The organism is Clostridium cadaveris (genome assembly GCF_020911725.1).
In the GTDB taxonomy this organism is placed as follows: domain Bacteria; phylum Bacillota; class Clostridia; order Clostridiales; family Clostridiaceae; genus Clostridium_X; species Clostridium_X cadaveris.
In genome coordinates this window covers 562501-578275 of sequence record NZ_CP076620.1, presented here as the reverse complement: position 1 = coordinate 578275, position 15775 = coordinate 562501, and the positions used below count along the sequence as shown (strand labels likewise).

The following is a 15775-nucleotide window of genomic DNA, read 5'->3' as shown; positions in this document are numbered from 1 at the left end:
GGAGCAACGCCCTCTAACTCACATAATTTTAGCTATTCCACACCTAACGTCTCTACACAACTCCTCACTATTTACTCTTAATCACCGACCGCAGGTCTCCTCTCTCTTAACTATCTCCCGTAAATCCTCTCAATCTCTTCTGAATACCTTCCATTTTCATCGTAGACATAAAGTGGATTATCCCACTTTAAAAACGCGCCTCCATCTCTCTGACCTTCTATAAGCACCATAGTTGGAGCTTTATCCTTATTGGGATGAATCATTCTCACTCTTTTAGGCTCTATCTTGTATTTTCTCATTAGACAAAAAATATCTATTAGCCTTTCAGGTCTATGTATCATATAAAATCTACCATTATCCTTTAGCAAAATTCTTGCTGCTGCTATAACATCTTCTAAATTACAGCATATTTCATGTCGTGCTATGGCTAGTGCATCCTCTGAATTCTTTATCCCTGCTCCGCCTAGTTTATATGGGGGATTTACAGTAACAACATTAGCTTTTTCTATGGATTTTAAAAGCTTTTTATCTTTTAAATCACCATGTATGAAATTAATTCTATGTTGCAGATCGTTAAGTTTTACTGATCGATCCGCCATTTCTACCATGTCCTTCTGTATTTCAAGACCTGTTATGTAATATGCTTCTGTTTTGCCTGCTATTATAAAAGGAATTATTCCTGTTCCCGTACACATGTCTATTACTCTAAACCCTTTTTTAACCTTAGCGAAGTTTGCTAAAAGTACAGCATCAACCCCAAATCTAAAGCCATATTTTTTTTGTATTATCTTTATACCATTTAGTTCTAAATCATCAAGGGATTCATCCTCTTTTAAAAAATCCATATTATCCTCCAGCTTGTTTTCCATCATTACCATAAGACTTATCATTAGTATTATATCCTATATGATACCTCTTTAAAAGATTAAAGGTGGCATCATAAAACTAATAAATCAGTTTATGACACCACCTAAATTTCAAATTATCCTATTATTCTTCTAAATGTCTTTGTATCCGTTCTTCCACCTAACGAACTTATCTTTACAACATCACCAGTTCTTGGCGCATGAATATATTGTCCTCCACCAATGTATATTCCAACATGGTGAGGTGAGCTTGGACTTCCAAAGAACACCAAATCCCCAGCTCTAGCTTCTGAATATGATACAGATCTTCCTTCATTAACTTGAGTATAGGTTGTCCTACTTAAGCTTATGCCTGCTTTTCCAAATACATATTGAGTATATCCTGAACAGTCAAAAGTGTCAGGACCTGTTGCTCCATATACATATTTTTTTCCTTGTAAACTATATGCTATAGACATAACTTGGTTAACTTTTTCTGAAGCATTTCCTGTCCAAGTAGAACCACTACCACCTCTATCAGCATTAGCTTCTTGAGCTTTTATTCTTTCAACTTTAGTTTTAGCCTTTTCAATTAAATCTACAACTTCACTATCTATAACTTTTATTTGCTTTCTAATTTCTCTTAAAGCAGTTATAGCATTGTTTAGTGCATCTTTTGAACTGTTTGGATCATTTACTACATCTTTTAAATATCCTATCATAAGTCTTTCATTTGCACCTAAGTCAACAGCTATGCTCTTTTTAACAGCTTCTGCTTCTGCAACTAATGGCTCTTGAGCTGCTTTCTTTTCTTCAAAACTCTTAAGCTCTTCATTTAAAGTTACCTTTAACTCTTGAATCTTATTGATATCTCCATTTAAAGATTCTTGCTTTTCTTTTATTTCATTTTGACCCTCAACAACCTTGTCCATCATTTCTTTATCTAAACTCATGATTTTTGAAGTTGCCTGTAGGTTTGATATTAAATCTGAAAAACTAGAAGAATTAAAAATAACGTCAATGTAGCCTGGAGTTCCATTCTTGTATATGGCTCTCATTCTCTTTCCGTATAACTCTTGTTGTTCATCAAGTTGTTTTTGTAAAGCTGCCATTTCATCATGAAGCTCATCTATTTTCTTTTCAATATTCTTTATTTCATTATTCTTTTCATCTATATTTCCTTGAATTCTCTCGCATTGTCCTTGAAGATTTTGAAGCTTAGCTTCTAATTCATTATACTTTGCTTCTGCATCACTATATTTTGATTGTTGTTGTTCTATCTCTTGTCTCTTCTCATTAGAAATGTTTGGCACTGCTGAAGCTATTACGCCTGTTTGCACTATCATCATAGTTGCTATGACTGCCGCTAACATTCTTTTTTTCATTACATCCACCTCTACCTATAGATTTGAGCTCTCCCCAGAGTCTCTTTGTTACTCTCTTGTAACTATTATAACATTAATCATTAAACATTTACAATGTTAATCTGTGCCATAATACGATTTTTTGTAATACTTCTGTAAACAATCTTTAAACATTTCTTATATATTTATTTTTATATGGTTTTATTTTCTATTAGCTTCTATTCATACCAATCATCTGTAGTATAATATGAATGTAAATTAACTACATTTTTATTTTATATTTGTTTTTAGGGGGAAGAGTTTATGCTTAAGGATTTAATGCTAAACATTAGGTACATATTGTATATATTTATTACGTCAATCTTAATATTGTCACTTTCGTTTGGTTCTATAAAAATTTTAGATACTATAGAATCAAATAATAACTCTCTCTACTCATCGCATCTTTCCAACATAGATATTTTAAATGAATTTTCAAGAAGTATTTTTATTTCCACAAACAATGCATCAAACTATTTATATCTGAATAGTAATAGTGAAATAGCTACAAATTCCAAAAATACACTTATCACGCATATATATAAGGCTGATAAAGCATTTGAGGATATAAAAAAGTCTGACCTTAATAATTATAACTATATATCTTTGTCTAATCTCTCTGTCTATTACTCTGAATATAAAACCACCATTTCAAATCTCATTGATGCAGTTGATAATGGAAATAAAGATAAGACTGAAACTCTATATCTTTCACTTAATGATATTTCATCTTCTATATCCACTACAACTATTGAAATTACTAAATCAGTTTTCAAAACCACTAGCGAAAAACATATGTCTAACATTTCAGATTATAACAGTAAAAGAACTCATTTGTTAATTTTTACTTTTTTAATATTATTAGTTTTTATATTTATTGGAATATTTAGTTTTATTCATACAACCAAAGTCTTTAAGAAATGTACAGAGTTTGCAAACAAGATAGCTGAAGGTGATTTGACCCCTAGACTTGATGAAGATGATGATCCAATAATATCAAATTTATATAGTGCTATGAATAAAGCAACTGAAAAAATACGTGAAGCCATATCATCTATGCGTATAGCTTCTACTACTCTAAACAACTCAAGTCTAAAATTGTCTAAAGTTACGGAAGAAATCAAGTCTTCTATAAGCTCAATTAACATTTCTTCTAAAGACATAATTCTTCAAAACTTAAATGATTATAATAAAATAGATAAGATAAAACTTAATTTAGATATGCTTCATTCAAATATGACTATAATTTTGAACAAAACTGCTGATTGTAGATATATTTCATCAAATATAAAACAAAAAACCGAAGCTATAATTTCTGCAAATTCAATTTTTTCAGAAGAACTTAATAGTATATATGCTGAAAAATGTTCTTTACTTAAAACTTCCTTAGAAGAAATTAAACTTATATCATCTCTTCAAAAGCTTACAGATGTTATATATTATATGTCTAAAAAAAGTAATATACTTGCTGCCAATGCTTCTATAGAAGCAGCTCGAAGCAGTGAAAACAACAAGTGCTTTTTAATTGTTGCAGATGAGATTAGAAAACTTTCTATAGAAGCATTTAACATTTCAACTAATGTCCATGAAGTAATAGATAATGTCAATAAAAATATTGACAATTTAAATGTAGGAATTAATGAAGCTATAGATTTTGTAGATGTAAAGATTTATCCTCAAATTAACTCTTTATATCGTAATTCCAGCTCCTGTTTAAATGATTCTAAAAATATAGTATCTATAACTAAATCACTTTATGAACTTATAGAAACTTTATTAAAAACAATTAATGATATGCAAGAATCTATATTAACTATGTCTTCTTTGTCTGAAAACTCAACAGCCAGATCAAATGAAATACTCTTAACTGTAAGTTCATCTTATAGCTGTATAGAAGACATGCATAATCTATCACTAGAAAACACCTCTGTATCAGAAAACCTTGATAAAATGATTAGTTACTTTAAAGTATAACAAAAGTTATTCAAGTTATTTATTATAACCATAAATTAAAGCCTTTATCATGCTTCCCTTCATGATGAGCATAACTTTAAAATCCTCCTATGCTGTTCTAAATACAACACAGGAGGATTTTAAAAACTCTACTTATATTTCTTTCCCATAAGTCCTTGAATAAATCCTGATCCAATCATAATCACTATAAATATTATAATTATCGTATTGCTGCCACCCATAAAATACTCTATTAAAGTAAGTATAATTCCTATTATTCCCATGACTATATAAAATATCCCGTTGAATTTCATATAATTCTTTAAATCCTTTATTTCTTCCTTACGCTTGTCAATGGCTTTATCCATTGCTTTACCTTTTAAAATCAAAGCTCCGAATATAATAAGCCAAGCACTTGCAAGTGCCATAACTATAGTTACACTTCTCATACTTTATCACTCCTATAAAATAATAAATTCATTTTACTCCTGTTTTTCCTCCTTTACAACCGTGAAGCTAGATTCTAGCCTTATATTCAGTGAATTTTTTTTTATATATTGCACAGAATAATTCTGTGAACTTCCTAAGATTATACTTTAAAATATATGCAATATTTTCTATAATTAATATATTACCAAAAGTTGATAATTTTCATATAATCATCTCTACCTTGGGAATTTCTAATTCATAAATATTAACGGAGGATAATCTTATGAATAAAAAGTATTTAGATTTATTTCAGGCCCTTGTAAAAGCCTACTATAATGACAACTTTGATAAAACTATTGTTTCTATTTTAAATGATAATAATATAGAGAAGGAAAAACTTGCTCAATGTATCTCTCTTCTTTGTGGAGTTAATTTTCCTACAGATGAAAATTTTGTTGAAAATTTAAAATTAGCTATATCATCTTACAAGGCTAATGAAAAAATAGTTTATAAACTTGCAAACACTGAATGTTCTTGTAAATCTGATGGAGAAACTCTCTGTCAAACAGCCTGTCCTTTTAACGCAATTTTAAAAGATCCTATAACAGCAACTACATATATTGATATGGATGCCTGTACTGACTGCGGTTTCTGCATCTCAGCTTGTGAAATGGGAAATCTTATGGATAGAGTTGAATTTCTACCTATTGTAGACATATTGAAAAGCGGCACTCCAGTTATAGCTTCTGTTGCCCCTTCTATCATTGGTCAATTTGGAGAAAACGTATCTATGGATCAGCTTAGAGCTGCTTTTAAAAAGCTTGGCTTCACCGATATGGTGGAAACTGCTTTCTTTGCTGATATGCTTACAATAAAAGAAGCTGTAGAATTTAATCATTTTGTAAAATCTAAAAATGATCTTATGATAACTTCTTGCTGCTGTCCAATGTGGGTTGGTATGCTAAAAAGAGTTTATGAAGATCTAGTTAAATATGTTTCTCCTTCCGTTTCTCCAATGATAGCATCTGGCAGAGTTCTAAAGGCCTTAAATCCAGACTGTAAAGTTGTCTTTGTAGGCCCTTGTATTGCTAAAAAAGCAGAGGCTAAAGAAAAAGATCTTCTAGGAGACATAGACTATGTTCTTACTTTCCAAGAACTTCAAGGAATATTTGATATTCTAGATATTAACCCATCAGAACTTGAAGGAATTCCTTCCTTAGAATATTCTTCAAAAGGAGGTCGTCTCTATGGAAGAGCTGGCGGAGTATCTATAGCTATCGCAGATGCTATAAAAGAACTTTATCCTAATAAATATGACCTTCTTTCAGCTATTCATGTAGATGGAGTTCCAGATTGCAAAGCTATTTTAGATAAAGCTCAATCTGGCAGTTTAGAATCTAACTTTATAGAAGGAATGGGATGTAAAGGCGGATGTGTAGGCGGTCCAAAGGCTATAATACCAACAGAAGAAGGTAAGAAGATCCTCGATGACTTTGCTCTAGATTCTGCCTATAAAGTTGCTACTCATAGTGAAGTTATGCTTGATATTCTAAAAGATATCGGAATAAACTCTTTAAAAGACTTCAAGGACCCAGAAAAAATAAACATCTTCGAAAGACACTTTTAAATATTAGTGAAGAATGAATAGTCTATGAGTTTTATTTCTATTATTTTCTTTACTCTGATAGTAAATCTTCATATTAATATAATTGTTATTTGTAAAACTCCAAAATACCCAAGGAAAAATTGATACTTATATTTTTCCTTGGGTATTTTTCAAAGGTCATCTATCTATTAACTACTCCCTGTATCTCTTTACTACAAAAGCTCCGTATCCCATGTATATCCAAAACACAGCTGACATTAAATTCATAGAGTAAATTAACGTTGATTCTACAAAACTTATAATTAATATAGAAACTAAAAATGCAAATATCAATTTCACATATCTTAAGTCTTTTTCACTCATTATGCTGTTAAAAGATCTTCTATAAAGCATCCACATAGCATTCATTAAAAAGCACATAAAAGTGACAAATCCCATTATACCATTGGAATATAAAACATCTAAATAAGAATTCTCAACCCTTCTATATTCTAAACTTCCCAAGTCTTGTTCTAATGAATTTTCAATGATTGTTGGAACATTAGCTGCACCAGCTCCTATCATTGGATATTCCACAAAAATAGATGAGAACCCACTTTGCCAAACAGCTTGTCTCTCAGTAAGATATTCTGAGTTTCGTGTAGCAATACCTCCAAAGATTATTCCAAGTGCTACTAAAGACGAAATTATTCTTCTTATAATTTTGTTTGGTATCATCATCATAAATGCTATAACTAAAAATAATAAAAAAGATACCCATACCCCTATGCTTCCTGTATATAACATTGCATATCCTTGAAGTAAAATATTTATTATATAAAATGCAGTAATTCTATTATAGATTCCAACACGTTTCATTGTTGTTATACATATAACCGATAAAACCACGGAAACATAACTTGCCATAGCAGCAGTTTTGTTTATTATATAAAAACCTTTAAAGAATTCTCCTCCTGAATAATCAGTCATAGAAAACGGGAATAAATCCAAATTAAACTTATAAAATATTATTCCTAATAATGTTAGTATAAAAGTTGTACCTATAAAAACAAAATTAATCTTATTTATTTCTTTCTTAATATTTGAAAATCTATTTCTCATGTCAAAACTGTAAAGTACAAAAAGCTGAATCACTGTTATAAAATAAATACCAAAATTTTTATCCTTATTTACATTAATAATACATGTAAGTATTCCTAAAATCATATATGAAAGAAGTACCACATTTTTGAAAAGGCATTTTCCTTTTGAATCATATACATCATAAGCTAAAAGTCCTATCCCCCATAGCATCATAAAAATTGTTACAAAATCAAAAGCTTTAAATCTAAATAGCTCTGTAGCTAAAAATAACGCATATATCAAAAAAGCTCGTTTATAAAAAAATCTCTGCTTTATTATATCCATACGCCTGTATTTAAAATTCATTTTAGTTTTCATCCTTTCCCTGAACCTTATAAATTCCCTTAGCATGCCATACTCTTTCATCTTCTTTAGGCAAAGTCATATAATCTCCATAAATATTAGTCAAAACTCCATCTGGATTATTTGGTCCCCAAAATTCTTTTCCTTCAAAAACTATTTTTTTAAGCGGAAATAAATCGCTTTCTTTGAAGTCATTATCCCATAAAAGCTCTACCCCGTAGTTATAGGATGTTCTCTTTGAATCTTTGCTCCACTTTAAGGTATTATGTGCCATATCATTAAGCTTCTCATAACTTAATGGCTTAAGCACATTATATATTCCTTTCCTTATAGCACCCTTAAGCGACTTATCTTCTTTCAAATTTTTAAACTTTCCTTTTATAAGAAATCCAATAAATTTCTTTTGTATAAATGCTTTAAATTCATTATCAGATAGCTTGTCATAAGGGAATATATCTATATATATGCCTCTATGATAAGGTTCATTCTCCTCACCAAATTCCTCAAATATAGTATTATCTTTTCTAACTTTCAAAGGAATATGGTAAAGTTTGTATCCTTTATCTGTTTCAATACTCTGAAGAAAAAAACCCTTCTTTAATTCTTCTTTTGCTATTGATTTAAACTTTTCATAGTTTCCCCTCGTCATTCCAATATCTAAATCATCATCCCATGGAATAAAGCCCCCATGCCTTATTGCTCCTAAAAGTGTTCCATCAATAAGAAAATACTCTATATGATTTTCTTCACAAATCCTATGAACCTCTTCAAGAATTTCCAGCATCATAAACTGTGCTTCTCTCAATGAGCAAGGTATAAGTTTTTGATCTTTTTCTTTCATTTTCACCCTCATTTAATCTCTATGTTTATATATTTTATTTTTTTCAGTTTAATTTTAATTATATCATATCTATAATATATAGTAAAAATTCTATAGCTTTTATTAATGGCAGTTTTTCCTTAATATAATATTATTTATTCCATTATTTGTTCTTTACCTTTCTAAACCTTTATTTTTTCAAAATATAAGACCGATCTAAGGAATCTCAGATCCTTCTAGAACGGTCTTCATGATATCAAAGCTAAAATCTCTAAATTTATATCATTCAGCTTTAATTACTTTCTTAAATTGTAGAAATTAAATTATTTGTAGAACTCTACTCTGTATTGTCCTTTTAATCTTTCAACTTCGTTTGCAAAAACTTCTGATTGCTTTTGTTGCATAAGATTATTCTTTATCATATCTGCAATAGCTTCATATGGTTGAACTGCAGCTTCTTTCTTTTCTTCTACCTTTATTAAATGGTATCCAAATTGAGTTTTAACAGGTTCACTTACTTTTCCTAATTCTAAAGCAAATGCAGCTTCTTCAAATTCTGGAACCATTCTTCCTCTTGTGAAGAATCCTAAATCTCCACCTTGAGCATTTGATGGACAGCTTGAATATTTCAATGCTGCATCTTCAAAGCTTAAACCTTCATTTATTTCCTTTGCAACTTTTTGTGCCTCTTCCTCATTTTCAACAAGGATATGTTTAGCTCTTACTTGTTCTTGCTCCATAAATTTGTCGCTATTCTTTTCATAAAACTCTTTTGCTTCTTCGTCACTTACAGTAACTTTTGATAATAAATCATTTATAACTACTTGAGTTAATATTTCTTTTTGAAGTCTTTCTACTTGCTCCTTATATAAAGCAGATTCCTCTACTCCATTATCTTTTCCATAGCTGTACATAAGCTCGAAAGATACCATTTGTTGAAGTAATTGTTCTCTTCCCATTGGGCTATCTACATAAGCTTTTCTATCAGCAGGGAATCTGTCAACTGCTTCTTGTATGTCCTTTTCAGTAATTTTAACGCCATTAACTATTGCTAGCACATTATTCTCCATGAAAAATCTCCTTTTTCTCTATCTAATTTGAAAATTTGGACTAACCTTTTCCAAATCTTCTTCTCTTAATGATAACATACTTTATATATCTTGTGCTATACTAAGGGTATTAAATAATTTTAAAGGGTGATTTTATGGAAATTCTAAAAAATGATTGGAAGGATCTTTTAGAGGATGAATTCAAAAGTTCTTATTATCTAAACCTTAGAAAGTTCCTTATATCAGAATACAAAAGCAATATCGTATATCCAAATATGTATGATATTTTTAATGCTCTGCATTATACTCCTTATAATAAAGTTAAAGTGGTCATTTTAGGTCAAGACCCTTACCATGGTCCAAATCAAGCTCATGGATTAAGCTTTTCTGTAAAACCAGGAGTTCCTGCCCCTCCATCTCTTGTTAATATTTATAAAGAGCTTCATACTGACCTTAATTGCTACATACCAAATAACGGATATCTAAAAAAATGGGCAGATCAAGGAATTCTTCTCTTGAATGCAGTTCTTACTGTAAGAGCTGGTGAAGCTAATTCTCATAGAAATAAAGGTTGGGAAAACTTCACTAACAAGATAATTGAATTGGTAAATAGTAAAACAGAACCTGTTGTATTTATTCTGTGGGGTAAAAATGCACAGGAGAAGCAAGCTCTTATAACAAATCCAATACATCATATTATAAAATCTGTGCATCCTAGTCCACTTTCTGCATCTCGTGGATTCTTTGGAAGCAGACCTTTTTCTAAGACTAACGAGTACTTAAAAGCTGATGGTATTGATCCAATAGATTGGCAGATAGAAAATATATAATTAAGTTGAATTTTGAATCTAGGATTTAAAATTTCTTCAATAAAAATAACCTGCATAACGAATTTCAAAACTCATTATGCAGGTTTAAATTTTAGGAGTTAGCTTGCTATATTAATTAATTTTTTTCTTCTTTTTATATATCAATGCTATAATCCCAACCCCACTTATAATTGCTACAGCTACTAATAATATTATATTAGTATTGTCTCCTGTCTTAGGAGCATTTGCATCATTGTTTTCTTTATCATTATCGGAATTTTCCTCAACATCATTTTTAGAATCATCATCTGTAATAGCCTTAAGATTATTCTTGGATGCATTCAATTTATTAATTGCTTCACTTATATTTTCATCAGCCAAACCTTCATATATTTTTTTAGCTTCTGTCAACGCTGAAACAAATTCATCTTTACACTGATCTTCATATTTGGTCAAATCTACATTCTCACACTCTTTAATTAGTTCACCTAATTTTACTTTATCTTCTTTTATATTATTAACTAAATTAATCGCTTCATTTAACCCCTTAGCGGATTCATCAATTTCATTTTGAGTTGAGTTTTTCTTATCATATACTGATTCAGCTGCAATTAAAGCATTATTAACCTTTTTTGATATAGAAGATGTAACTCCTTCCAATCCCTTATTGGCTATAAAATCTCTTGCCATATTTATTATGTCTTTTAGCTTTGATTTATCTACTGATCCAACAGCTGGATAAGTTACACTAAACCCTAAAGGGTATAATGTTTTAGCTGGATTCATTATATTTAAATCACCTTCAACATCAGGAATATCTACAGGCAGTTTTCCTGTAGCCCCATATCTTCCAAATATAACTTCTACTCCAGCTATTATATTAGGTCCAAAAGCTGTATTAGTTGGGTATATATCATTTGTTGCATCCATTCCTTTTGCACCATATGCTATTGCTACTGCTTTTACTTTATCGCTTTTGTAGCACGCAGCTTCATATGGTTTTCCTATACTTAATACTGCACAATCAATATTTTTATCATAACAATAAGCAGCTACGTCATTAGGAAATTTTGTTGCATAATAATCGGATGCCATTTGACCTTGACTTGTAGCTTCTGACACTACAATTACATAATTATACCCATCTATTTTTTCCTTTAGTTCATTGAAACTTTCTGTACTCATAGATGCACTTGTATATCTTTCTGCATTATAAGTTACACTTTCATCTATTAATCCTTCTGCTATAGCCCTTGCTATACCAAGATTTAATCCTGGTATTTCATTATTATATGGTGTTAGAAATAGTATTTTATCCTTGGCCTTAGGTGTGAAAGGAAGAATATTGTCTCTATTCTTTACTACAGTTACAGCATGAGCAGAAATATCTCTTTCTATTGCATGGTTTTTAGCTGATCCAACTTCTGATTTTGCAGCTGCTAATTTTTCTTCCCATGGTGTCGTATCATTATTTAAATTTAAGATTCCCCTATTATATTTAAGTGTTAAAATACGTTTTATTGAAGCATCAAGTTCTTTTATATCAAGAGTTCCATCGTTATATGCTTCAGCTATGCCATCAATAAGTTCTTCAAGTCTTGATATGTCCTTTAAGGAACTCATATCTGCTATAGGAATGTCTAATATATCAACTCCTGCAGCTATTGCTTTTATATTTGCATCTACTGTTCCAAAATTATCAGTAACAGCTCCCATAGTCATAGAGTCTGTTACTATTACCCCTTTAAATCCCATATCATTACGCAGTATATCTGTTAGTATCTTGTGAGACATTGTTGCTGGAAGATATATTTCTTGTCCATCCTTTTTAGAAATGACTTTAGTATCCTCTATTTTAGGATATTGAATATGTGCAGTCATTACCATATCTGTTCCTGAATTTATGCCAGCTTGAAACGGAACAAGCTCACATTTCTTTATTTCATCATAAGATTTGTCTACACGTGGCAGCCCAGTATGCGAGTCAGTGCCTGTGTCTCCATGTCCTGGAAAATGCTTTAAGGTTGTAGATACGTTGCTATCCTGTACTCCTTTTATATATGGTACTACCATTTTAGCTGCAAGTTCTGGATTACTTGAAAAAGAACGAAGCCCTATTACAGGATTAGCAGGATTATTATTCACGTCTGAATCTGGAGCAAAATTAGTATTTATCCCAAGAGCTTTAAGCTCTCTTCCAATAATCGCTCCCGCTGCATGAGTATCTTCTGTACTTCCTGTTGCCCCAAGGGCCATGTTTCCAGGTAATGCAGTTCCGCTGTTAAGCCTATATACACTTCCCCCTTCTTGATCAGTTGCAATAATCAAAGGAAGTGTTCCACCAGCATAGTCTTTACTCATAGCAGCTGCTTGTAGATCTTCGGTTAATTTTAGAGATTGTTCTGTATCCACTAAATTTGTGGCAAATAATATAACTGATCCAATATCATAATCTCCAATAATAGATGCTATCTCATCATTTAATGTAGTTACAGATTTAACTTTTGTACCATTTGACATAGTCCAACCACTTCTAAAACTCAACATAAGCTTTTGCCCTATCTTTTGTTTAAGTGTCATTTTACTAATCATTTGGTCAATATAGCTTGATACTTCATTTTCTGTCATTTGATTAGCTGTTGCTTTTAATGTCCTTCCTGAGAAATTCATAAGACTAAGAAACATTGTAGCACTAAGAAACATTGAAATGATCTTTTTCTTTCTCATTTACTTATTCATCTCCTTATAATATTTCTAATTAAAAAAGACCAAAATCATTTGATTTTGATCTGCCTAACTTAACAGTTGTACTTAAACTATATTTTTATTATATACCATTTTACAATATATGTAAACAAATGCTATGGAATTTACACTTTATTTATTATTATTAAATTTTTTATTTAATATATCATACAACAAAAAAACATCTAAACAATTTGTTTAGATGTTTTGGTGGCTGGACCAGGAATCGAACCAGGGACACGAGGATTTTCAGTCCTCTGCTCTACCGACTGAGCTATCCAGCCATATGACCTGGCGACCACCTACTCTTCCACAGAGCCTCCCCTGCAGTACCATCAGCCGTAATTTGCTTGACCTTCGTGTTCGGAATGGGAACGGGTATTACCAAATTACGCATCATCACCAGATGCTTAGTTTTTCCTAAATCTTCGATTTAGCTGAAAAACTGTACTCCTCACTTCAGTGAGTGAGTTTCCTTTGAAAGAACTTAATTATTCTTTCAAAATTGCACACAGATTTTCTATTTCTATCTTTGTTTTCTTTGATTAAGTCCTCGACCTATTAGTATGAGTCAGCTGAATACATTGCTGCACTTACACCTCTCACCTATCTACCTTGTGTTCTTCAAGGGGTCTTACTAACTTACGTTATGGGAAATCTCATCTTGAGGGGGGCTTCACGCTTAGATGCTTTCAGCGTTTATCCCTTCCCGACTTAGCTACCCAGCTATGCTCCTGGCGGAACAACTGGTGCACCAGAGGTCAGTCCATCCCGGTCCTCTCGTACTAAGGACAGCTCCTCTCAAATTTCCTACGCCCGCGACGGATAGGGACCGAACTGTCTCACGACGTTCTGAACCCAGCTCGCGTGCCGCTTTAATGGGCGAACAGCCCAACCCTTGGGACCTACTTCAGCCCCAGGATGCGACGAGCCGACATCGAGGTGCCAAACCTCCCCGTCGATGTGGACTCTTGGGGGAGATCAGCCTGTTATCCCCGAGGTAGCTTTTATCCGTTGAGCGATGGCCCTCCCACGAGGTACCACCGGATCACTAAGCCCGACTTTCGTCCCTGCTCGACTTGTTGGTCTCGCAGTCAGGCTCCCTTCTGCCTTTGCACTCTTCGAAGGATTTCCGACCCTTCTGAGGGAACCTTTGGGCGCCTCCGTTACTTTTTTGGAGGCGACCGCCCCAGTCAAACTGCCCACCTAACAATGTCCCGTCACCAGCTTCATGGTGCCCGGTTAGAATCCCAGTACTGTCAGGGTGGTATCCCAAGGGTGGCTCCACAGGACCTGACGATCCTATTTCTCAGCCTCCCACCTATCCTGTACAGACAATACCGGAACTCAATGCTAAATTGCAGTAAAGCTCTACGGGGTCTTTCCGTCCAATCGCGGGTAGCCAGCATCTTCACTGGCACTACAATTTCGCCGGATTTGCAGTTGAGACAGTGCCCAAGTCATTACGCCATTCGTGCGGGTCAGAACTTACCTGACAAGGAATTTCGCTACCTTAGGACCGTTATAGTTACGGCCGCCGTTTACTGGGGCTTAAGTTCACACCTTCGCTTATGCTAAGTGTTCCCCTTAACCTTCCAGCACCGGGCAGGCGTCAGCCCCTATACATCAGCTTTCGCTTTAGCAGAGACCTGTGTTTTTGCTAAACAGTTGCTTGGGCCTATTCTCTGCGACCATATTTCTATGGCACTCCTTCTCCCGAAGTTACGGAGTCAATTTGCCGAGTTCCTTAACTGCAATTCTTCCGATGGCCTTAGGATTCTCTCCTCACCTACCTGTGTCGGTTTGCGGTACGGGCACTACTTTGCTCCCTAGAGGCTTTTCTTGGCAGCGTGGAATCAGATACTTCAGCCACTTGGGCCTTCCCCATAACACCTCAACATTATAAAGACGGATTTGCCTATCTTTACTGCCTAAGTGCTTAGACTAACATCCATTAGTTAGCACATCTTATCCTCCTGCGTCACCCCATTGGTCATACGCTTATAGTGGTATCGGAATATCAACCGATTGTCCATCACCTACGCCTTTCGGCCTCGGCTTAGGTCCCGACTAACCCTGAGCGGACGAGCCTTCCTCAGGAAACCTTAGGTTTTCGGCCAGTGAGATTCTCACTCACTTCTCGCTACTTATGCCAGCATTCTCACTCCTATGTCGTCCACTGCTCCTTTCGGTACAACTTCTTCCAACATAGGACGCTCCCCTACCGCGTACATCTAGTGTACACCCATAGCTTCGGTGGTAGATTTTAGCCCCGGACATCTTCGGCGCAGGATCTCTTGACTAGTGAGCTATTACGCACTCTTTAAATGAGTGGCTGCTTCTAAGCCAACATCCTAGTTGTCTTAGAAATCCCACATCCTTTTCCACTTAATCTACACTTTGGGACCTTAGCTGATGGTCTGGGCTGTTTCCCTTTTGACCACGGATCTTATCATTCGTAGTCTGACTGCTGAGATTCAAGTTAGTGGCATTCGGAGTTTGATAAGGTTCAGTAAGCTCTATGCCCCCTAGCCCATTCAGTGCTCTACCTCCACTACTCATTCTCAACGCTAGCCCTAAAGCTATTTCGGGGAGAACCAGCTATCTCCAAGTTCGATTGGAATTTCTCCGCTATCCACAGTTCATCCCATGGTTTTTCAACACCAACGTGGTTCGGTCCTCCACGAAGTT

Annotated in this window: 10 protein-coding genes, 1 tRNA gene and 2 rRNA genes (1 of these 13 cut by a window edge); 3 read left to right on the top strand and 10 right to left on the bottom strand. The window is 33.6% G+C overall.

Annotated elements, in window-relative coordinates:
- Positions 1 to 110 precede the first annotated feature (110 nt).
- Positions 111 to 845 carry a tRNA1(Val) (adenine(37)-N6)-methyltransferase gene (locus KQH81_RS02590; protein WP_178311930.1) on the bottom strand — a complete coding sequence of 245 codons (735 nt, stop codon included), beginning with the start codon at positions 843 to 845 and terminating at the stop codon, positions 111 to 113.
- A gap of 137 nt (positions 846 to 982) precedes the next feature.
- Positions 983 to 2230 carry a C40 family peptidase gene (locus KQH81_RS02585; protein ID WP_178311928.1) on the bottom strand — a complete coding sequence of 416 codons (1248 nt, stop codon included), beginning with the start codon at positions 2228 to 2230 and terminating at the stop codon, positions 983 to 985.
- A gap of 282 nt (positions 2231 to 2512) precedes the next feature.
- On the opposite strand from KQH81_RS02585, the gene KQH81_RS02580 reads away from it, so the two are divergent.
- A complete protein-coding gene (locus KQH81_RS02580; protein WP_230028807.1) occupies positions 2513 to 4222 on the top strand; it encodes a methyl-accepting chemotaxis protein in 1710 nt (569 codons plus the stop codon).
- Between the two features lie 128 nt (positions 4223 to 4350).
- Here KQH81_RS02580 and KQH81_RS02575 read toward each other — a convergent pair whose 3' ends face one another.
- Positions 4351 to 4650: a hypothetical protein gene (locus tag KQH81_RS02575; protein WP_027639105.1), complete on the bottom strand. Its 300-nt coding sequence runs from the start codon at positions 4648 to 4650 to the stop codon at positions 4351 to 4353.
- A 263-nt stretch (positions 4651 to 4913) separates the two neighbouring features.
- On the opposite strand from KQH81_RS02575, the gene KQH81_RS02570 reads away from it, so the two are divergent.
- Complete coding sequence (locus tag KQH81_RS02570; protein WP_178311924.1) at positions 4914 to 6257, top strand: [Fe-Fe] hydrogenase large subunit C-terminal domain-containing protein; 1344 nt, start codon at positions 4914 to 4916, stop codon at positions 6255 to 6257.
- Between the two features lie 171 nt (positions 6258 to 6428).
- On the opposite strand, the gene KQH81_RS02565 is transcribed toward KQH81_RS02570, so the two are convergent.
- From KQH81_RS02565 to KQH81_RS02555, 3 genes are all read right to left on the bottom strand, one after another.
- Positions 6429 to 7664: an O-antigen ligase family protein gene (locus KQH81_RS02565; protein WP_230028805.1), complete on the bottom strand. Its 1236-nt coding sequence runs from the start codon at positions 7662 to 7664 to the stop codon at positions 6429 to 6431.
- Between the two features lies 1 nt (position 7665).
- Positions 7666 to 8502, bottom strand: coding sequence for a LicD family protein (locus KQH81_RS02560; protein WP_168972157.1), 837 nt, complete (start codon positions 8500 to 8502; stop codon positions 7666 to 7668).
- Between the two features lie 302 nt (positions 8503 to 8804).
- Positions 8805 to 9551: a peptidylprolyl isomerase gene (locus KQH81_RS02555; protein ID WP_230028803.1), complete on the bottom strand. Its 747-nt coding sequence runs from the start codon at positions 9549 to 9551 to the stop codon at positions 8805 to 8807.
- Between the two features lie 134 nt (positions 9552 to 9685).
- Between KQH81_RS02555 and KQH81_RS02550 the strand changes: the two genes are divergently transcribed.
- Entirely contained in the window at positions 9686 to 10360 is a 675-nt protein-coding gene (locus tag KQH81_RS02550) for a uracil-DNA glycosylase (protein WP_178311919.1), read from the top strand.
- 111 nt (positions 10361 to 10471) lie between these two features.
- Here the strand turns inward: KQH81_RS02550 and KQH81_RS02545 are convergent, their stop codons facing one another.
- From KQH81_RS02545 to KQH81_RS02530, 4 genes are all read right to left on the bottom strand, one after another.
- A complete protein-coding gene (locus KQH81_RS02545) occupies positions 10472 to 13066 on the bottom strand; it encodes a glycoside hydrolase family 3 N-terminal domain-containing protein (protein ID WP_230028802.1) in 2595 nt (864 codons plus the stop codon).
- Positions 13067 to 13292: 226 nt separating this feature from the next.
- Positions 13293 to 13368: transfer RNA gene (locus KQH81_RS02540), tRNA-Phe, on the bottom strand.
- 5 nt (positions 13369 to 13373) lie between these two features.
- Positions 13374 to 13491 (bottom strand): 5S ribosomal RNA (rrf, locus tag KQH81_RS02535).
- A gap of 134 nt (positions 13492 to 13625) precedes the next feature.
- Positions 13626 to 15775: ribosomal RNA gene (locus KQH81_RS02530) — 23S ribosomal RNA — on the bottom strand; it runs 755 nt beyond the window's last position.